The sequence below is a fragment of the Variovorax sp. PAMC28562 genome, assembly GCF_014303735.1.
In the GTDB taxonomy this organism is placed as follows: Bacteria; Pseudomonadota; Gammaproteobacteria; order Burkholderiales; family Burkholderiaceae_C; genus Variovorax.
Map to the genome: position 1 here is coordinate 4,250,633 of NZ_CP060296.1, position 19,384 is coordinate 4,270,016.

The following is a 19,384-nucleotide window of genomic DNA, read 5'->3' on the forward strand; positions in this document are numbered from 1 at the left end:
TGCGCAAGCGCAGCGTGAACTTGCAGGAAAACTGCTTGCCTCATCCTTAGGATTGAATCATCACAAACCACCCACTGATGGAGACGGCATGAGCACCGACCTTTTCGACAACCCCATGGGACTGCAAGGCTTCGAGTTCGTCGAGTTCGCCGCGCCCGAGACCAACACGCTCGAACCGTTCTTCGAAAAGCTCGGCTTCTCGCTGGTAGCAAAGCACCGCTCGAAGGACGTGGTGCTCTACCGGCAGGGCGATATCAACTTCATCGTGAACCGCGAGCCGAACAGCCCGGCTGCGTACTTCGCCGCCGAGCACGGCCCGTCTGCCTGCGGGCTGGCATTTCGCGTCAAGGACTCGCACAAGGCTTATGCCCGTGCGCTCGAACTCGGCGCGCAGCCCATCGAGATTGCCACGGGTCCGATGGAGCTGCGCTTGCCTGCGATCAAAGGCATTGGTGGCGCACCGCTGTACTTGATCGACCGCTTCGAAGATGGCAAATCGATCTACGACATCGACTTCGAATTCATCGAAGGCGTCGAACGCCATCCTGTCGGGCACGGGCTCAAGGTGATCGATCACCTGACGCACAACGTGTACCGCGGCCGCATGACCTTCTGGGCCAACTTCTACGAAAAGATTTTCAACTTCCGCGAGATCCGCTACTTCGACATCCAGGGTGAGTACACAGGCCTCACCTCGAAGGCGCTGACGGCGCCCGACGGCAAGATCCGCATCCCGCTGAATGAGGAATCGTCGAAAGGCTCGGGCCAGATCGAAGAGTATTTGATGAAGTTCAACGGCGAAGGCATTCAGCACATCGCGCTCTTGAGCGACAACCTCGTCGAGACGATCGACCAGCTCGGCCTTGCCGGCGTGCCGCTGATGACCGCGCCGAACGACGTCTACTACGAGATGCTGGAGACGCGCTTGCCCGGCCACGGCGAGCCGATCTCGGAGCTGCAGGCGCGCGGCATCCTGCTGGACGGCACCACAGAGGGCGGGACCCCGCGCCTGCTGTTGCAGATCTTCTCGCAGACGGCCTTCGGTGGCCCGGTGTTCTTCGAGTTCATCCAGCGCAAGGGTGACTACAGCGACGGTTTCGGTGAAGGCAATTTCAAGGCGCTGTTCCAGTCGATCGAGCGGGATCAGGTGCGACGCGGCGTGCTGCAAACGGCCTGAAGGTGGCGTCCGTGCTTTGCCTCGATACCGCCGCAGTTCAGAGCGCCAAACACGGTCTGGCGGCCGGCGATGCGGGCCAGCCCCGGCGCGCCGATTGGACCATCGACCAGGGCTGGGAAGCCTATACCGCTGCCGAGCATGGCGTCTGGAAGACCCTGTTCGAACGCCAGTCGAAACTGCTTCCGGGCCGTGCGTGCGACGAGTTCGTCGAAGGCATGCGCAATCTGCCCATTGGGGCGGATGAGATTCCGGATTTTCGGCGCCTCAGCGACGTGCTGATGAAGAAGACAGGCTGGCAGGTGGTCGCGGTGCCGGGCCTGGTGCCTGACGAGGTGTTCTTCGAACATCTGGCGCATCGACGATTTCCGGCGGGTCATTTCATCCGCAAGCCGCACGAACTGGATTACCTGGAGGAGCCCGACGTGTTCCACGACGTGTTCGGCCACGTGCCCATGCTGATGAACCCGGCCATCGCGGACTACATCCAGGCGTATGGCGAAGGCGGATTGCGCGCGCAAAAGCTCGGCGTGCTCGACAAGCTCGCACGCGTCTACTGGTACACGGTGGAGTTCGGTCTGCTGAAGCAACCGGACGGGCTGCGCATCTATGGCGCCGGCATCGCGTCGTCATTGACGGAGACGGCTTTTTCGCTCGACGACGCATCGCCCAATCGCATTGGCTTCAATCTGGAAAGGGTGATGCGAACCAACTACCGCATCGACGATTTCCAGGAAAGCTACTTCGTCATCGACAACCTGGAGCAGTTGCTGAAGCTCGCGAAGATCGACTTCGCGCCGCTGTATCAACGCATCGCAGGCCAGCCCGACTTCGATCCGGGCACAGTGCTGGCGAGCGACACCGTGCTCGCACGCGGAACGGGTCGCTACCACGACGACAAGCGTAAAAAGGTCGCTGGCTGAGTACCGCATCGAGACGAAGGAGAACGCCACGTGGTCGTTTTCTTGAACTGTGAATCGCTGTTGCGAAGGTTCTGCGAGTGCCCGCCACGAAGCTGCTTCCGGACATTCTCTTTGCGGCGTCGTCCGTCGGCAGAGGGCCTAAAGCGGAAGTTAACCTGCAGCCAACAGAAGCGTCGAAGGCTGGTGGAGCCCTTCATAATCAATATCTGCCCCCCCCGCTTGTTCGAGACGCCTACCTTTCATCATGGATAAATTCTTGCTGCAACAGCAGGTGCTGGAACGGCTTGCCGAAGACCTGCTGCAAGCCGAACAGGCCGTACGTGCGGCCCATGAAACGGCGACCCACGAAGAAAACATCGCTGAAAACAAATACGACACATTGGGACTCGAAGCCGCCTACCTGGCCACCGGCCTAGCTCGGCGCGCCGAAGCCATCCGCCAGGCGATGGCCAACTGGCGCCAATTCCGCCCGCGTCCCTACGACGCCAGCAAAGGCATACAGCTCGGCGCGCTGGTCTGCCTGGTCGATTCCGACGACAAGCAGCAACAGCTCTTTCTCGGCCCGGATGGGGGCAGCATGAAGTTGGTCAGCGGCGCGCAGGGCGTTCAGGTCCTCAGCAGCGAAGCCCCTTTGGGCAGGGCCATGCTGGGCAAATGCGAGGGTGATGAGGTGTCGATACAGGTCGCCCCAATCCGACAGCAGTTTGAGGTGCTGCGGGTTCATTAAGCCGCAAGCAAGCTGATTCCGCATTGGCCGAGGTCAGCAGACGTGCAGGCGTCGTGAACGTACCGGCTGGCTGGCGAGGTCAGCAGTACTTTGAGACTGGCCACGGGGTCCGACATGACACTGGCGCATGAATGACCGCTGCGTGGCCAAAGACCGTGAACTCAGGGGGCCGACATCACCGGTAGCAACCGCTGCAAATGCGTCAGTAGACCTGTCGCATAAGGACTGCTTCGGGCCCGAAGCAGCCATATGAGGCGCACCCAAAACGGAATTTTCGGTGAACAGTCCAACTATTCGTACCCGCGCTGTCGAATGGTCGCTTCGGCAACTGACTTCGGTGTAGCGACTACCGGGGCACTGTCGGTGATACGATTCTTCTCGATGCCCGTGAGAGCAGAACCCTTGAGCGACTCGGCACGTGTAAGCAAAGCGGAAATGCCGGGGATGTGAAGCAACACCAAGCCTTCCGAGTTCACCCTTGTTGCCAACTCGGCATACGACCCGGTATCTCCGACTTTCAAATTGATGACTTGAGACATGGTTGATCCAACATAAGAGATGGTGAGCGCTACTATCACGACAACGCGGAGCGGAAGGTTTCGTAGGTTCATGGTTTCAGCGTCTGCTTCTGCTTCTGGCCGAGTGCAGCCCTATCGGGCCACCGCTCAAACTTCCCAATAGTCCAGAAGCGCCGCTGCACAATTAAGCGATTGGGCCTTCTTGAACGCGCTTGAGTTCTCAACCTCAGAAAAGAAAGGAACACGGTCATCGCCGTCATCACAAAACAGCCCGGTCGTGAATTCGAGCAAGTCCGAATCGGCTGGGAAATAGAGCATCAGGTGAAGTTGTTCGTAGCCCGCAAACTGGCCGTCCTCGAAGAAACCGAACTGGCGACAAAGATCGACGGTGAACGCTGGCCTCAGCGGTTGAAACTCGAAGTCGCAAATTCTGACGTCCACAAGTACGTAGTCGGAAGCTCCGGCGACAGGGACCCCCAGATGCTCGCGAAAAGACTTCCAAGCAGTGGCAAGGCTTGGCTGCTGGAAATTGAATCCAGCATCACTAAGCCTTCGTTCGAGGTCCGATTTTGCGTCAGCAGGTGTCATTGATGTGGTGTTGCGGATGAAGGTTTTAACGGGATCGCGTGTAGCCACGAATGTCCGGTTTTGGCCCGATTGCGGACATAGGCCGAGCAACAGTGTAGGTCCGCTTCGCGCCGCAAAGCGGACATCGAAGGCAGCGTCGTACGGAACCACGGCGGCCAGCAGTCGGCAAGGCGGCAGACGAGTTGATGGCACCGATCGACAGAACCGAACGTGAGCGGCCATCCGAGCCGCCTCATCGACTCAACCCAACAACCGCCCCAGCACCGAAGGCAACGACGCGGCGTCACCCAACAGCGCGCTTTGCCCTGCGCCGAAGATCCGCCGGCTCGCCGCCGCCCCTTCCGCATCGAGCAACAAACCGAGCGTGCCAATACCCACCAGCCGCGCCGATTGCACCGCATGTCGCGCGTATTCAATCAGGTAATGCGGATCGTGGATGTCGACATCGTGCGGCTCGCCATCGCTCATCACGACGACCAGTCGACGGGAAGCGGGTTGCGCTGTCAGTGCACGCGTCGCGTGGCGCAACGCGGCGCCGAGCCGTGTCGACAGGCCGCTTTGCAAGCTGGCCAGTCGCGCGGCAGTGCCGTCGCTCCACGCCTCATCGAAGTCTTTCACACGCCAATGATTGACGCCCTCTCGGCCATCGGAATCGAAGCCCTGAATCGCGAGTGAGCCACCGGTTGTGGCCAACGCCCCGGCGAGCAGTCTGGCCACACGCTGCTGCGTCGTCAACTGAGTGCCGCCCGCCGCATCGCTGCCGTGCGGCCGCGCGCTGGAGGCCGAACTGTCGATCAACAACAGCACGGCGACGCTCTCCGCCGCCTGCGTCGATCGGGTGTGCACCCGAAGCTCATCCGCACTGCCGCTGCGCTGTGCCAGCACCGCACTGACGGCTTCGTCGAGTTCGATGTCGTCGCCGTCGCGCTCACGCCGTCGCAGCACGCGGGAGCGCATCGCAGACTTCTGCAGCATCAGGGTCAATGCGCGCTGCACCGGTGCGTCGTCCTCAAGCGTCGCCACCGCAGATGCATGCGCGCCGACAGACTCCGCAACCTGCGGATGCCGCTCTTGCACCACGCACCAGTCCGTCCGCAACTTGCCGATCCGCCGATCCCATTCCGGATATCGCCACTGCACGCGCGCAGGAGGCGTTGCATCGGCAGGTCCCTCTTGCAGCCGTGCCGCGGCAGACAACGGTTGCGACTGCTCGGGCTGTTCGCCGGCATGGCCTTGCCAGAGCCAGCGGTTGTCGTCGCGATAGCTCGGCCCCGGCCGGTACATGCGTGCGTTGAAGCCCATTCGCATCTGGCCGATGTCGTTGCCGAGGGCCGATGCCATCGCACGCAGCGCATCGGGTTGCGACTGCGCCAACACCTCGCCACCATCGTCGAGATAGAAGCGCGCCCTGCCCTTGCGCACCCACGGATGCGGATCGTCGTAGCCAGGGTCGACGAGGCCGCGTGCGAGCCGAAGCATCAGCGTTTCGAAGTCGTCGCCGTCTTCCGGCGTTGCGGTGTGCAGCGGCGCCCAGAGTCTCCGCAAGCCGGGTAACTCACGGCATGCGAGCGCTTCGGCCCGCGCGTCTTCGAGCAGGCCGAGCAAGGCCTGCGTGATGGGCGCCGTGCCTTCGCGCACGAACACGCGGCGAGAAAAAACGATGTGTGCTGCAGCGTGCGCGGCGGCTGCGCTGTACCAGCGACGGGCATCGGCCTTGCTCGCGCCGGCGGGTGGCGATGGCAGGTGCAATCCACTCTCTGCAAGAAACGGCGTCTGCCGGCCTTCGATTCCTGCGGGAAGATGCAGCAACGGTGGCGTCACGTTCCAGAGCAGCCGCAGCCAGGCGCCGATGGGAAGCCGCACCGCATCGAGCTGGCCGCTTTGCTCGGTGCTGTCGCTACCCGTGATCGCGCGAGCCGTCGCTACAGACGAGTCCATGCCCGCTTGAAGGTCTGCTCGCAAGTCCAGGTCAACCACCGCGCTCATCGCAGCAGGCGTTCAGAACGAAGCGTCGACCGCCGCCACCAGCGCATCGCGCAACGCAACGTCGTCGGTGAGCGGCGCCACCAGCGCCATACGGCAGGCCGCAGCCGGGTTCGCACCCGCGCGCACGAGCGCAGCGGCGCGCACCAGCATGCGCGTGGATGCGCCTTCGTCGAGACCATGCCCCGCCAACCTGCGCGAGCGACGTCCGAGCGCAACCAGCGCAGAAGCCAACTCGATCTCGACACCGCTCTCGCGCATCACGATTTCAGCTTCGTTTTCTGCATCGGGATAGTCGAACTCCAACCCGCAGAAACGTTGCCGCGTCGACGCTTTCATCAAGCCGCTGCCGCCACCCGGGTTGTACGAAACGACCAGCGCGAAGTCGGGGTGCGCATGCACGAGTTCGTTGCGCCGTTCCAGCGGGAGCATGCGGCGCGTGTCGGTGAGCGGGTGGATGACCACGGCCGTGTCGGCACGCGCTTCGACGATCTCGTCGAGGTAGCACAGCGCGCCGTGACGCGCCGCCAAAGTGAGCGGACCGTCTTGCCAGCGCGTCTCGCCACCATCGAGCAGCCAGCGGCCGACGAGGTCGCCCGCGCTGGTGTCGGCATTGCACGCCACAGTGACCAGCGGCCGGCCGAGCCGCCACGCCATGTACTCGATGAAGCGTGTCTTGCCGCAGCCGGTCGGCCCTTTGATCAGCACCGGCAGCCGGCCCGCGTAGGCCGCCTCGAACATCTCGCACTCGTCGCCGATGGCGCGGTAGTAAGGCTCGGTATCGATGCGCCAGGGCTCGAGCCCATCTGAACCCGACGGCACCATCGACATCACCGGTGCACGCTGACCGTGTCTTCGTTGGGGATGCCCTCGATCGGCGCTTCCGATGTGCCCACGGTGGTCCGCGTGAACGACTCGACCATCTCGCGCGTGCCCTGCGGATCGGCGATCCATTTGCCGTAGAACTCGAATGGGCAGTCGGCCACGCCCTTGTCGCCTTCGCGCGAGTTGATCAGGCCGGTGTAGCCGCGGTGCACCAGCTTGAAGAGATGGTTCTCGGACTGGCCGTGCTTGCGGAAGTCGCGAATCAGGCTCTTGCTGAGTGCGGCGTACTGGATGCCCATTTCTTCGGTGCCGCATTCGCCGAGGGTGCGGCCGTCGAAGCCGATGAGCGCCGAATGGCCGAAGTACGAGTACACGCCGTCGAAGCCCGCCGCATTGGCGACCGCCACATAGGTGTTGTTGGCAAAGGCCATCGCCTTGGACATCAGGATCTGCTGCTCCTTGGCCGGGTACATGTAGCCCTGGCAACGGATGATGAGTTCGGCGCCCTTCATCGCGCAGTCGCGCCAGATTTCCGGATAGTTGCCGTCGTCGCAAATGATGAGGCTGATCTTCATGCCCTTGGGGCCGTCGCTCACGTAGGTGCAGTTGCCGGGGTACCAGCCTTCGATGGGCACCCACGGCATGATCTTGCGGTACTTCTGGACGATCTCGCCCTGGTCGTTCATCAGGATGAGCGTGTTGTAGGGCGCCTTGTTGGGGTGCTCTTCATGGCGCTCGCCGGTGAGCGAGAAGACGCCCCATACCTTGGCCTTGCGACAGGCTTCGGCAAAGATTTCAGTTTCGACGCCGGGGATGCTGGCGGCGTTTTCATACATCTCGCCGGCGTCGTACATGATGCCGTGGGTGCTGTACTCGGGGAAGATGACCAGGTCCATGCCGGGCAGGCCGGACTTCATGCCGATGACCATCTTGGCGATGGCCTTGCAGTTGTCGAGCACCTCGGCCTTGGTGTGCAGCCGCGGCATCTTGTAGTTGACGACCGCCACGCCGACGGTGTCTTTGCTGCTCGATATGTCTCCGTGAATCATGGTTCGACCTTGTCTGGGGCTTGTTAGACGAAAGTCATTCTGCAAAGCGGTCGCGTGGCGGCGAATACGTTGATTGACGTAGCCCCTTGCGGCTCGACGTCACGGCGCCGGTACGACCCCGGCGCGGTGTACCGTCTGTGTATTCCGGAATCGGACTACGTCAGCGCACAAACGCCGATGTGCACCGGCGGACTCACAGGAATCTAAGAACATGCTGCCTCAATTGCATCGCCACGAATGGATGAGTGAAGAGATCGACGCGTTTCGCGAACAGGCGCGGCGCTATATCGCCGGTGAGATGACGCCACAGCTCGACGGCTGGCGCCGTCAGGGCTTCATCCCGCGCGAGGTGTGGAGGCCGTTCGGCGCCATGGGCCTGTTGCTGCCTGAAATCGACGAAAGCTGGGGTGGCGCCGGTGCCAATCTCGCCTATCAGCTGGTGGTGCAAGACGAGCTCGCCAAGGCGGAGATCCCCGGCAACACAGCGGTTCACTCCATCGCCTCGCACTACATCCTGGCCTACGGCACCGAAGAACAAAAGCAGCGCTGGCTGCCCAAGCTCGCGAGCGGCGACATGCTGGCCGCCATCGCCATGACCGAGCCGGGTTGCGGCTCCGATCTGAAGGCACTGCGCACCAAGGCTCGGCGCGACGGCGACCACTACGTCATCGACGGCGCCAAGACCTTCATCACCAATGGATTCACCTGCAATCTGCTGGTGCTGGCGGTGCGCACCGGTGAGGCGGGGAGCCGTGGCGTGTCGCTGGTCGTGCTCGAAACCGAAGACCTGCCGGGCTTTCGTGTGGGGCGCCGGCTGGAAAAAATCGGCCAGCACGCCGCCGATACCGCCGAGCTGTTTTTCGACGGCGTACGCGTGCCGACCGACAACCTGGTGGGCGGCAAGGAGGGCGACGGCTTCATCCAACTGATGAGCCAGTTGCCCTACGAGCGCATGTTGCTCGCCGTCTCCGCCGCTGCGGTGATCGAGCGCGCGCTCGAAGTGACGGTCGACTACACCAAGGAGCGCAAGGCCTTCGGTCAGAGCGTGTTCGACTTTCAGAACACCCGCTTCAAGCTGGCCGAAGTCGCGACGATGGCACACGTAGTGCGCACCTTCGTCAACGACTGCACCCAGCGCCTGCTCGACGGCACGCTCGACAACGAAGCCGCCTACATGGCCAAGTGGTGGTGTTCCGAGCAGCAGTGCAAGGCGACGGACGAGTGCCTGCAACTGTTCGGCGGCTACGGCTACATGGCCGAGTACCCGATCGCGCGGATGTACGCCGATGCGCGGGTGCAGCGCATCTACGGCGGCACGACCGAGGTGATGAAGGACCTGATTGCGCGCAAGCTTTAGCCGAACTCAGCTGGCGAGCAAGCCCTTCAACGCATCGTCCAGCACCTTGATGTCCGCCGGGCTGGTGCCCGGACCGCCGGCGAAGTGGCCCCAATGCGTCTCGACCACTTGCAGCGTCGCGTTGGGCATGTGCGCGACTTCGAACTCGTTGTCCGCGGGCGGAAAGTAAAGGTCGGTCGACGCCGGCATGACGATCGCCTTGGCCTTGATCGCGCCGAGTGCCTTGACGAAGTCGCCGTTGAACAGCTCGTTGTTGCTGATGTCGCCGTTCTGCCAGGTCGACAGCATCGTGAGCAGGTTGTTCGCGTCTCGATTCAGGAAGAGTCCTTCCCAGAACCCGACCATGAAGTCTTCTAGCGAGGCGTAGCCCATCACCTCCATGTCGAGCTTGTGGCGATAGAACGCCTGCGAGAAGCCCCAGCCTGCATAGACGCGGCCAAAGGCGCGCAGGCCCTTGGTCGGTGGTGAGGTGTACCAGCCGTCTTCGAAGGCGACATCGGCCAGCAGCGCCGCTTTGGCACCCTCGAGAAACACGTGGTTGTGGCGCGAACACTTGGCCGACCCCATGAACGGCAGGATGCGCTCGACCATGTCCGGGTACATCGCTCCCCAGTGGTACGTTTGCAGCGCGCCCATCGACCAGCCCGTGACCAGCGCCACCTTTCCGATGCCAAAGAGTTCGGTCACCAGCTTGTGCTGGCACTTGACGTTGTCGTAGGCGGTAATGTCCGGAAAGCGCGATGCGTTGTACGGTGCAGGACAGTTGCTGGCCGAGGTCGAGAGGCCATTGCCCAGCATGTTGGGAATGATGATGAAGTACTTGGCCGGGTCGAGCGCCATGCCTGCGCCGATGAGCCATTCGTTCTCGTAGTGCTGGCCTGAATACCAGGTCGGGTAGACGATGACGTTGTCCTTCGCCGCGTTGAGCGTGCCATAGGTCTTGTACGCCAGCTTGACGTCGCGCAGCGTCTTCTTGCACTGTAGAACGACATCGCCGAGGTCGAACATCTTGTAGTCGGTCATGGTGGTTCCTTGGTGGGTGGTGAAAATTAGGGCGAGTTCGGTTCAGGCCATCGCGGCCAGGCCGTGCGCCTCGGTCGCAGCCCAGCTGCAGCACACGCGCTGGCCCACCGACACGGGGTCGCCGAAGAAGGTGTTCTCTTCGACGTAAACCACGCAGCCGGGCGCGGTCGGGTCGTCGGTGACCAGGCTCACCTTCATGTAGATGCCCTGGTATTCCAGCTCGCGCACGCGGCCGCGCAAGGTGTTGACGGCCAGCACCATCGCATCGTCTTCGCCGGTGACGCGCATGCGGTCGCGGCGCACCGCAAAGGAGACGCCGATGCCGATCGCGACCGAGGTCGAACCCAAAGTCGAGCCGGCAAAATCCTCGCGCGGCAGGCGGTAGCAAGCGCCCTGCGCACCGCGCAAGGTGACGAGGCCGGCATCGAGCTCGACCACCTCGCCGTGCATCACGTTCTGGCCGCCGATGAAGGCCGCGACGTACTCGGTGCGCGGCTGCGCATAGATCTCACGCGGCGGCGCCGACTGCGCGATGCGGCCCTTGTCCATCACGACCACCTGGTCGGCCACCGCGATGGCTTCGAGCTGTGTGTGCGTGACGTGCACGAAGGTGATGCCCAGCTCGCGCTGCATGCCGCGCAGCTCGCCCCGCATCTGCAAGCGCAGGAATTCGTCGAGGGCCGACAACGGCTCATCCAGCAGCAGCACGGTCGGCCGCATGATGATGGCGCGGGCCAATGCCACCCGCTGTTGCTGGCCGCCGGACAGCTGGCCCGGCAAGCGGTCGGCCAATGCGGTCAGTTGCACTTGCTCGATGACGAGATCGGCCTCGTACATCCGCTCCTTCTTGGCGACACCGCGCACGCGCATCGCGAAGGCCACGTTGTCGCGCACGGAGAGATGCGGGAACAGCGCGTAGTTCTGGAACATCATCGCCGTGCCACGCTCGCGAGGTGACTTGTCGATGACGTCCTTGCCGTCGATCAATATGGCGCCTTCGCTCGGCGTCTCGTGACCAGCGATCATCCGCAGCATCGTCGTCTTGCCACAACCGCTCGGGCCGAGCAGGCAGCAGTAGGTGCCAGCCTCGATGCGCAGGTCGATGTTGTCGACGGCGGTGGTGCCGTCGGCGTAGCGCTTGGTCAGTGCGGCCAGAACGACCCCGCCGTGTGCTGAAGCAAGAGCTCCGGTCGGCACCACTGCGCCGACGGAAATCGGTGGTGAGGTGACGGCGGAAATTGAGGTTGCGTTGTCCATGTACATGGTGCCGTGCAGTCGATAGAAGATGGATGCGAAGTCGGTGTGTGCGATCTCGGCGCCTCAGTGCGCCGAAGGTGCCAGCCGCCGCCGCTGAATCACCACCACGGCAAGGATTGCCAGGCCGATGAAGAGAAACGAGATCGCCGTCGTCACCGTGCCCAGCGCATAGATCGTCGGCGACGTCACGTTCTGCGTCATGCTCCAGATCTCGATCGGCATGGTGTTGCGCGAGCCAGTGGTCTGCAGCGTGCGGGCGAATTCGTCGTAAGACAGCGTGAAGCCGAACAGCGCGATCGCGATGATCCCGGGCGCCAATATGGGCAGCACGATGAGGCGCAGCGTCTGTGCCGGTGTCGCGCCCATGTCGCGCGCCGCTTCCTCATACGCCGGGTTGAAGCGGCCGAACACCGCGAAGGTGATGAGCACACCGAACGGCAAGGTCCACGACAGCTGAGCGCCGAGCGCCGACGTCGTCCAGTCGGTCTGCCAGCCGAAGATGCTGAACATCAATCCGATGCCGATGCCAAGGATGTAGCCCGGCGCTGTCAGCGCGATGATCACGCCATAGAAAATGGCGGTGCTGCCGCGCACGTTGCGGCGGAAGCCGAGACCGGCCGCGACAGAGAAGACCACCGTGACGACCATCACCACCAGCGCCAGCGGAATCGAGCGCTGCACCGCGCCGGCAATGTCGCCGCTGCGGCCTTCCCACAGTTGATGGAACCAATGCACCGAGAGGCCGCGCATCGGGAAAGACAAGGCACCCTGCTCGCCCTGGAACGACAGCAGGTACATGCACAGCATCGGGCCGTAAAGGAACAGCACGTAGGCCGCGAAGAACAGCGCAAGTGCGTAGAAGGTCCATGGGCGCACAGGCGCATCACCCACCGAACGCTTGATCGCAGGGGCCGACATCGTCATGGTCATTGCTGCAGGTGCCGCCATGCCCTTACCTCTTTTGCACGAGTTCTTGCCGCACGTCGACGAAACGCGTGAGCACTGCGATCAACGCAGTCAGGATCAGCAGGAGGATGACGGCCGAGGCAGCAGCTGGCGGGAACAGCAGGGTCGACACGTTGTCGTACATGGCCGACACCACCGACGCCGAGCCACCGCCGCTCATCACCTTGACCACGTAGAAGTCTCCCATCACCAGCGTGATGACGAAGATCGAGCCCATCACGATGCCGGACTTGGTGAGCGGAAGCACCACCAGCAGCATCGTCTTCAGGCGGCTCGCGCCAGCGTCCCGCGCCGCCTCGAAAAGGTTGCGGTCGATGCGACTCATCGAGTTGAAAATCGGCACGATCATGAAGATGGTGAACAGGTGTACATACGCCACCACCACCGAGAAATCGGAGAACAGCAGGATGCGCAACGGCACCCGGATGAGGCCGAGTTTCATCAGCACGGTGTTGATGGCGCCCTGCTCCGCCAGCACCGGCATCCACGAGATCATGCGGATCACGTTCGATGTCCAGAAGGGCACCGTGCACAGCAAGAAGGGGCCGATGGCGACGGTGCGATTACGCACGTGGAACACCAGGAAGTACGCGACGAAGAAACCGATGACCGCCGACGCCGCCCAGGTCATGAGCGCGTACTTGATCATCTTCAGGTAGAGCGACACCGTCAGGCCGGAGGTCAGGATCGCCTGATAGTTCTCGAAGGTAAAGGCCGGAATGGTGTCGAAGCCGTCGGTCTTGAAGAAGCTGACGATCACCACGAACACCAGCGGCGCCGCCACGAAAAGAAGCAACACCAACACCAGCGGCGTCAGTTGAATATAGGACTTGGTTCGTTCGCGCATGCGTCGCTTCCGCTCCCGTCAGACGATCAAGCAGCCTTGAACTCGTTCCACCTTTGCACCATGTACTGGTTCTCGTCCATCACCGTGTTCCAGCAAGCGATGTTCGAGAAGCGCTGTGCCAGCGAGCCACCGTCACGCACCGTGTTGATCGCGCCAATCGGCTGGCCGTGGTCGCTCTTGATGACTTCGGCCGCGGGCTTGCCCATGTACCAGTAGTCGAACTCGGCCGGCGTCATCTGCGACTTGGCGGTGCGCGGCACCGGGCTGTAGTAACCGTGACGTGCGACGTACGCACCTTGCCATCCCGAGTAGTACCAGTTCAGGTACTCATAGGCAGCTTCGAGCTTCTTGCCGCTCAGGTGCTTCATCAGGCTCATGCCGTTGCACCAGCCGCGATACCCTTCCTTGCCGTTCGGCTTGATCGCCATCGGCGCGTAGACACAGGGGATGCCCTTCTCCAGCACGGCGGTGACGGCCGGCGACCACATCGACTGAATGAACACCTCTCCGCTGGCCATCAGTTCGACCGACTGCTCGAAGGTGCTCCACGAAGCGCGGAAGTGACCCTTCTTCTTCAGGTCGATCAGCGCATTGATCGTGATGTCGATTTCCTTCTTGGTCATGTTCCCCTTGTTGCCATAGACCAGGTCACCGCGCGACTCCAATGCTTGCGCAGCGTCCATGATCCCGATGTTGGGAATGTCCAGAATGGCGGCGCGGCCGGCGAACTTGGGGTCGATCAGGTCTTTCCACTCGGTGACTTCGCGGCCGACCTTGTCGGGGCGATAACCGAGCGAATCTGCGTTGAACACCTGCGGCAGGAAGGTCAGATATTGCTGCTGGCCTTCGACGATTTTCTTGGCCGCGGCGCTCTCGGTGTACATCACCTCGTAAGGCGAGATGCCCTGGCGCGAGATCTTGCGACCTTCATACACGCCGGTAGTGAAGATCGGCAGGATGCCGTCGAACTCCTTGATCTTCTTGGAGTCGATGCCCTGCAGCAGTTGCCGTTGCATCGCGACCTTGACCTGCCAGCCTTCCATGTCGGCAATATCGACGCTGTTGGGCTGCGTGACGAAGCGGGTGATGGAAGCCGACGTATCGAGGTTCTGCATCTCGATCTTGAAACCAAGGTCCTTCGAAGCCTGCTCGCCGATCTCGCGTTGCACCGCGTACGAAACGCCGATGTGGCGAAGCGTGATGCCCTGGAAGTCGCGCTTCATGATCTGCGGAAATCCGGCGATCGGCATGCCTGCCAACGCGGTACCGACAGCGGCGCCGGCTGCCGCTTTCAACATGCTGCGGCGGCTGGTGCCAGGCGCGATTGCAGTGGCAGTGACCGCAGTGGCGGGCTTGTTGATCTCGTCGGTCATGGTGTCACTCCAAAGGGGTTTGCGATGAAGACGAGTGTCGGGACTCGAGCGCGTTACTCAAATACGTGGGATCGCGCATAAGTGCGTTTTGTGTTGATGACGGGGACGATCGCCAGACACGCCCGCGCAAACAGCTATTTGCACATACCGAACAACTCAAACAAAAACGCGACTAAATAACGTCCCGTCCATCACCAGAGAAGCCGCAGCAGTCCGTGTCTCGACATTGAGCTTCTCGAAGACGTGCTGCAGATGCTTGTCCACCGTGCGCGGACTCATGCCAAGGATCTCGCCGACATCGCGATTGATCTTGCCGCACGCTACCCAGTAGAGAACTTCTGCTTCGCGACTGGTGAGTCCGCAAACACCGGTCAATGCTTCCGGCTCGGGCACGCTGGCGCGCTTGCGGACCAGCAACGTAATGCCGCTGCCGTCACTGGCCAGGCGCGACAGGCTCAGGCGACGGCCATCGACCACGACCGACAGCGGATCCGGCCCGCGCGCGTCGAGCCACGCCATCGCTACGGGCGGCAAGCGGCCTTCGCTAGACAGATAGCCGCGCAACCACTCGCGTGAGGCGGGTGATTGCCAGCGCATGCACCCGGTTGAATCGACCGACAACATCGCATGGCCCGCGGCATCGACAGCGTCGCGTGCGCTGGCCATCTGCCGCGCATTGCGCACGTGCGCGACGATGCGCACCAGCACCTCGGGCGGGTTGAGCGGCTTGGTGAGGTAGTCGACGCCACCGGCCTGGAAGCCTGCGAGGATGTGGCCGGTTTCGGTCAGGCCGGTCATAAAGACGACGGGGATGTGGGCCGTCAGTGGATCGGTCTTCAGGCGTCGGCAGGTCTCGAAACCGTCGATGCCCGGCATCATCGCGTCGAGCAATATCAGGTCTGGCATCAGCAACGCCACCCGGTCGAGGGCGCTCTGGCCGTCGGTGGCAACGAGCACTCGGTAGCCGGCGGCGTCGAGTGCCTCGTGCAGCATCGCCAGGTTTTCAGGGGCGTCGTCGACGATCAGCACCACGCCGGGATCGCTCGTCATACGCTGCCCTCTTCCAGCACGCGTGCGAAGCCTTGCAGGTCGAAGCGCTGCACGCAACCGCGCAGCACCTTGGTAACCGGCGCATAACGCGTGTCGAGCAGGTCGAGTTCTTCGAGCTTCTCGAGGATGCCGCGCACGTAGCCCATGTCGCCGAGCTGGCGCAGCACCAGCAGGCTGGCTTCGGGCAACATCGTTCGACTGCTGCCGGTCTCGACGTAGTCGACACCATCGTCCGGCGTCGCCCATACCAGGTCGAGCTTGGTGCGCACCCGCTCCAGCAAGTCGTCGATGCGAAAGGGCTTGATCAGAAAATCTTCGCGAGCTACGCCCACGTCGTTGCGCAAGTCGCAGTCGAAGGCGTTGGCCGACACGATGAGCACGGGCGCCATCGAGATGCGATTGGCACGCAGCAGGCGCGCCGTCTCCCAGCCGTCGATCTCGGGCATGTCGATGTCGAGCAGGATCAGGTCGGGCGCGAACTGGCTTGCGACTCGCAGTGCCTCGACACCCGATGCGGCCTGCATCACGGTGAAGCCCAGCGGCTCGAGCACGTCGCTCAGCAGTTGCCGGTCGGCCGGCGCATCGTCGACCACCAGCACGCGCTTCGGCTCGCCTGCATAGCCGGTGATATGGCGCGGTGCCGGTGCATCGACCGGCATCTTCGGATGTGCGACCGAAGGCAGAAAGAGGCGCACCGAGAAGCACGAGCCAGTCCCGACGCGGCTGCTTGCTGTCAGCTCGCCCCCCATCAGGCTGGTCAGCAAACTGGAGATCGTCAATCCCAGACCGACGCCACCGGCCGCCGGACTCGCGCTGTTGTCGGCGCGCTCGAAAGGCAGAAAGATGCGCTCCATGTCGTCGTCGGCGATGCCGGGACCGGAGTCTTCGACCTCGAAGGTCGCAATCTCCGTCGCATAGCGCACGCGGAAGATCACCTGCCCGCGCCCGGTGTACTTGACCGCGTTGGCGAGCAGGTTGATGAGCAGCTGCGCGAGTCGCTTGCGGTCGCCGCGCACCGCTGGTGGCAACGGATAGGTCGGCTGGTACGAAAACGCAATGCCCTTGTTGCGCGCCTCGAGCTGAAAGATGTCCGCGAGCTGCGTCAGGAAGTCGGCGAAATGGATCTCTTGCCGCACCAGCGTGAGCCGGCCGGTCTCGATGCGCGCGATGTCGAGCAAGCCATCGATGAGCGACACCACGTGGTCGCCGCTCTTGCGGATTACCTCCAGCGCGGCGCGGCGATTGGGCGGCAAGCTCAGGTCGCGCTCCAGGATTTGCGCGTAGCCCAGGATGCTGTTGAGCGGCGTGCGCAGCTCGTGGCTGATCGTGGTGATGAAACGGCTTTTGGCCTGGTTGGCCCGTTCGGCGACCTGGCGCGCGGCCTGCAGCGCCGCGTCGGTCACTTCATGCGCGCTGATTTCTTCGCGAAGCAGCAGCGCCTGCCGGTTCGACTCGTCCTGCGCGACGCGCCGGCTGTCGGACGTCAGCAGCAACCAGCACGAGCCGATGGCCACCACCAGCAAGACCAGCGCGCAGGCGATCTTGATGCGCATCAGGTGCCACAGTGCGGGCGAGCCCGGTGCCAGCTCGCGCAACACCTGCCCCTCCTGCGCCACGATAAAAGACAGAATGGCGCCGAGCACCAACGCGAGGCCGAGCAGGCATGCCAGGTAGTGCATGCGACGGCTGAGTGCGACCTTCAGCACCTTCGGCGCCCAGCGTGTGAAGGCTTCGGCGAACTGATGCCCCAGGCCAGTGCGCGGCTTGCACACATCCTTGCAGCGCGCATCGAGCGAGCAGCACAGCGAGCAGATGTTGCAGCCGTAGGCAGGGCAACTTGCCATGTCCTCGACCTCGTACGACTTCTGGCACACCCCGCAAGCCACCGAAGTGCCTTCAGCAAACGGCGCCGGTTGCCGCGCGATGTAGTAGTTGCCGCCGGTCATCCACGCGACCAGCGGCGCGCAGCAAAAGGCCACGCAAAAGCCGATGGCCGTGCTGAAGGCCTGCGCCGCCGGACCGAAAACGCCGACGAAGGCACTGAGCGCCAGCACTGTGCCGAGACCCATCGAGACGAAGCCGACCGGGTTGATGTCGTAGAGATAAGCGCGGCGGAATTCGATGCCGGGCGGGCTCAGCCCCAACGGCTTGTTGATGACCAAATCTGCCACCAGCGCGCCGATCCACGCCACCGCGAAGTTCGCATAGAAGCCGAGCATGCCTTCAAGCACGTCGAAGATGCCGACCTTGATCAACGCCACGCCGATCAGCACGTTGAACACCAGCCACACCAGCCGGCCCGGATGCGCATGCGTCAGCCGCGCGAAGAAATTCGACCACGCCAGCGAACCGGCATAGGCGTTGTTGACGTTGATCTTGATCTGCGAGACCGTGACGAACAGACAGGTCAACGCCAGGATCCATGTCGGGTCTCGCAGCACCTGCGCGAAGCCGACGAGGTACATCTGCGTTGGCTTGACCGCCTCGGATGGCGCCATGCCCTGGCGGATGGCGAGGTAGGCCAGCACTGCACCGCCGAGCATCTTGGCGCCGCCGATCAGGATCCATCCCGGGCCGGCCGCCAGCACCGCAGTCCACCAGCGCCACGCCTGCCCGGCACGTGGCTTGGGCATGAAGCGCAGCGAGTCGACCTGCTGTCCGATCTGCGCGACCATCGACGCGACCACCGTACCCGCCGCGCCCAACAGCAGCCAGTCGAAGTGGCCGTCGTTGATGCCGTACGACGCATGCATCAGCCCCGTCAGATGGTCGGGCCAGCGAATGATCAAAAAGGCGTAGGGCAGCACCAGCAACACCAGCCACAGCGGCTGCGTCCAGGCCTGCAGCCTGCTGATCATGGTGATGCCGTACATCACCAGCGGTATCACCACCACCGAACAGATCAGATAGCCCAGCCACAACGGAATGCCCAGCCCCAGCTCCAGCGCCGACGCCATGATCGACGCTTCCAGCGAGAAGAAGATGAAGGTGAACGATGCATACACCAGCGAGCTGAAGGTCGAGCCGAGGTAGCCGAAACCCGAACCGCGCGTCAGCAGGTCGATGTCGACCGAGTACCGCGCCGCGTAGATGCTGATCGGGATGCCCGTCAGAAAAATGAAGATGCCGACGAGCGCGATGGCCCAGAAGGCATTGAAGAAGCCATAGTCCAGCGCGATGGAGGCGCCGATGGCTTCGAGCGCCAAAAAAGAAGTGGCGCCCAGCGCGGTGTTCGCGACCCGGAATTCGCTCCACTTCCTGAAGCTTCGCGGCGTGTAGCGCAGCGCGTAGTCCTCGATGGTTTCGTCGGCGACCCAAGCGTTGTATTCGCGCCGGATCGGCACGATGCGCTGGATCGGTTCCATCGGGACGACGTCAGTGGCTGATCATCCACGGCCGCCGCCCCGGCGCACTTTTGGCCCCGTTGGGTGCCGTCACCGTCGCACCACGCTTGCCGGCCGTACTGCAGCAGCCGCAACCCGACGGGTGCTTGAGCCGAGCATAGTCACCAGAGCGCTTGGGCTCGTGCGCAGCGCGTTCGTTGACGGCAATGGCACGGCGCGTGCCGTCAGACATCAATGAAAGTCGTGGCGCGCCGGACAGCACCCGCGGCGATGCGCCGGCGCAGTCCGGACACGCGGCCGGCAGGTCTCGCTGGCTCACGCTGCGGAGGGCGTCGAACCCCCCGCAACCGCCGCATTCGTAGTCGTAGGTGGGCATGCGC

The 19,384-nt window shown here is 63.0% G+C and carries 17 protein-coding genes and 1 pseudogene; 5 read left to right on the forward strand and 13 right to left on the reverse strand.

Going from position 1 to position 19,384, the window contains the following annotated elements:
- Positions 1 to 88: 88 nt before the first annotated feature.
- The 3 genes from hppD to H7F36_RS19930 all read left to right on the forward strand — a co-directional run bounded on the left by hppD (position 89) and on the right by H7F36_RS19930 (position 2,824).
- Positions 89 to 1,177, forward strand: coding sequence for a 4-hydroxyphenylpyruvate dioxygenase (gene hppD, locus H7F36_RS19920; RefSeq protein ID WP_187052402.1), 1,089 nt, complete (start codon positions 89 to 91; stop codon positions 1,175 to 1,177).
- An 11-nt stretch (positions 1,178 to 1,188) separates the two neighbouring features.
- Positions 1,189 to 2,097, forward strand: a complete 909-nt coding sequence (gene phhA, locus H7F36_RS19925; protein ID WP_187052403.1) for a phenylalanine 4-monooxygenase — start codon at positions 1,189 to 1,191, stop codon at positions 2,095 to 2,097.
- A gap of 244 nt (positions 2,098 to 2,341) precedes the next feature.
- Positions 2,342 to 2,824: a GreA/GreB family elongation factor gene (locus tag H7F36_RS19930; protein ID WP_187052404.1), complete on the forward strand. Its 483-nt coding sequence runs from the start codon at positions 2,342 to 2,344 to the stop codon at positions 2,822 to 2,824.
- A gap of 290 nt (positions 2,825 to 3,114) precedes the next feature.
- On the opposite strand, the gene H7F36_RS19935 is transcribed toward H7F36_RS19930, so the two are convergent.
- From H7F36_RS19935 to H7F36_RS19955, 5 genes are all read right to left on the reverse strand, one after another.
- Positions 3,115 to 3,363, reverse strand: coding sequence for a hypothetical protein (locus H7F36_RS19935; RefSeq protein WP_187052405.1), 249 nt, complete (start codon positions 3,361 to 3,363; stop codon positions 3,115 to 3,117).
- Between the two features lie 126 nt (positions 3,364 to 3,489).
- Positions 3,490 to 3,978 (reverse strand): hypothetical protein, encoded by a 489-nt coding sequence (locus H7F36_RS19940; protein ID WP_187052406.1) that lies wholly within the window; start codon positions 3,976 to 3,978, stop codon positions 3,490 to 3,492.
- A gap of 192 nt (positions 3,979 to 4,170) precedes the next feature.
- Positions 4,171 to 5,916, reverse strand: a complete 1,746-nt coding sequence (locus tag H7F36_RS19945) for a nitric oxide reductase activation protein NorD (protein ID WP_187052407.1) — start codon at positions 5,914 to 5,916, stop codon at positions 4,171 to 4,173.
- Positions 5,917 to 5,928: 12 nt separating this feature from the next.
- Positions 5,929 to 6,744: a CbbQ/NirQ/NorQ/GpvN family protein gene (locus H7F36_RS19950; protein ID WP_315971428.1), complete on the reverse strand. Its 816-nt coding sequence runs from the start codon at positions 6,742 to 6,744 to the stop codon at positions 5,929 to 5,931.
- Positions 6,744 to 7,787 (reverse strand): aliphatic amidase, encoded by a 1,044-nt coding sequence (locus tag H7F36_RS19955; protein WP_187052408.1) that lies wholly within the window; start codon positions 7,785 to 7,787, stop codon positions 6,744 to 6,746. Before H7F36_RS19955 ends, H7F36_RS19950 begins: the two co-directional genes overlap by 1 nt.
- 117 nt (positions 7,788 to 7,904) lie before the next feature.
- Here H7F36_RS19955 and H7F36_RS22350 point away from each other — a divergent pair.
- Together H7F36_RS22350 and H7F36_RS19960 are read left to right on the forward strand one after the other, a co-directional pair.
- Positions 7,905 to 7,994 (forward strand): annotated as a pseudogene (locus tag H7F36_RS22350) (3-oxoacyl-ACP reductase); the annotation flags it as partial.
- 4 nt (positions 7,995 to 7,998) lie between these two features.
- Positions 7,999 to 9,144, forward strand: a complete 1,146-nt coding sequence (locus H7F36_RS19960; RefSeq protein WP_187052409.1) for an acyl-CoA dehydrogenase family protein — start codon at positions 7,999 to 8,001, stop codon at positions 9,142 to 9,144.
- 6 nt (positions 9,145 to 9,150) lie between these two features.
- On the opposite strand, the gene H7F36_RS19965 is transcribed toward H7F36_RS19960, so the two are convergent.
- The 8 genes from H7F36_RS19965 to H7F36_RS20000 all read right to left on the reverse strand — a co-directional run bounded on the left by H7F36_RS19965 (position 9,151) and on the right by H7F36_RS20000 (position 19,380).
- Entirely contained in the window at positions 9,151 to 10,167 is a 1,017-nt protein-coding gene (locus tag H7F36_RS19965) for an alpha/beta fold hydrolase (protein WP_187052410.1), read from the reverse strand.
- A 42-nt stretch (positions 10,168 to 10,209) separates the two neighbouring features.
- The gene (locus tag H7F36_RS19970; protein ID WP_187052411.1) at positions 10,210 to 11,424 is read right to left on the reverse strand and encodes an ABC transporter ATP-binding protein; all 1,215 of its coding nucleotides are present in this window, start codon (positions 11,422 to 11,424) and stop codon (positions 10,210 to 10,212) included.
- A 63-nt stretch (positions 11,425 to 11,487) separates the two neighbouring features.
- On the reverse strand, positions 11,488 to 12,342 hold the full coding sequence (locus H7F36_RS19975; RefSeq protein ID WP_222620495.1) for an ABC transporter permease: 855 nt from the start codon (positions 12,340 to 12,342) through the stop codon (positions 11,488 to 11,490).
- A 34-nt stretch (positions 12,343 to 12,376) separates the two neighbouring features.
- Positions 12,377 to 13,237 carry an ABC transporter permease gene (locus H7F36_RS19980; RefSeq protein ID WP_187052413.1) on the reverse strand — a complete coding sequence of 287 codons (861 nt, stop codon included), beginning with the start codon at positions 13,235 to 13,237 and terminating at the stop codon, positions 12,377 to 12,379.
- A 26-nt stretch (positions 13,238 to 13,263) separates the two neighbouring features.
- A complete protein-coding gene (locus H7F36_RS19985) occupies positions 13,264 to 14,610 on the reverse strand; it encodes a PotD/PotF family extracellular solute-binding protein (RefSeq protein ID WP_222620406.1) in 1,347 nt (448 codons plus the stop codon).
- A gap of 156 nt (positions 14,611 to 14,766) precedes the next feature.
- Positions 14,767 to 15,660, reverse strand: a complete 894-nt coding sequence (locus H7F36_RS19990) for a response regulator transcription factor (protein ID WP_187052414.1) — start codon at positions 15,658 to 15,660, stop codon at positions 14,767 to 14,769.
- Positions 15,657 to 19,025 (reverse strand): ATP-binding protein, encoded by a 3,369-nt coding sequence (locus tag H7F36_RS19995; protein WP_187052415.1) that lies wholly within the window; start codon positions 19,023 to 19,025, stop codon positions 15,657 to 15,659. Before H7F36_RS19995 ends, H7F36_RS19990 begins: the two co-directional genes overlap by 4 nt.
- Positions 19,026 to 19,035: 10 nt before the next feature.
- Positions 19,036 to 19,380 (reverse strand): FmdB family zinc ribbon protein, encoded by a 345-nt coding sequence (locus tag H7F36_RS20000; protein ID WP_187052416.1) that lies wholly within the window; start codon positions 19,378 to 19,380, stop codon positions 19,036 to 19,038.
- Positions 19,381 to 19,384 lie beyond the last annotated feature (4 nt).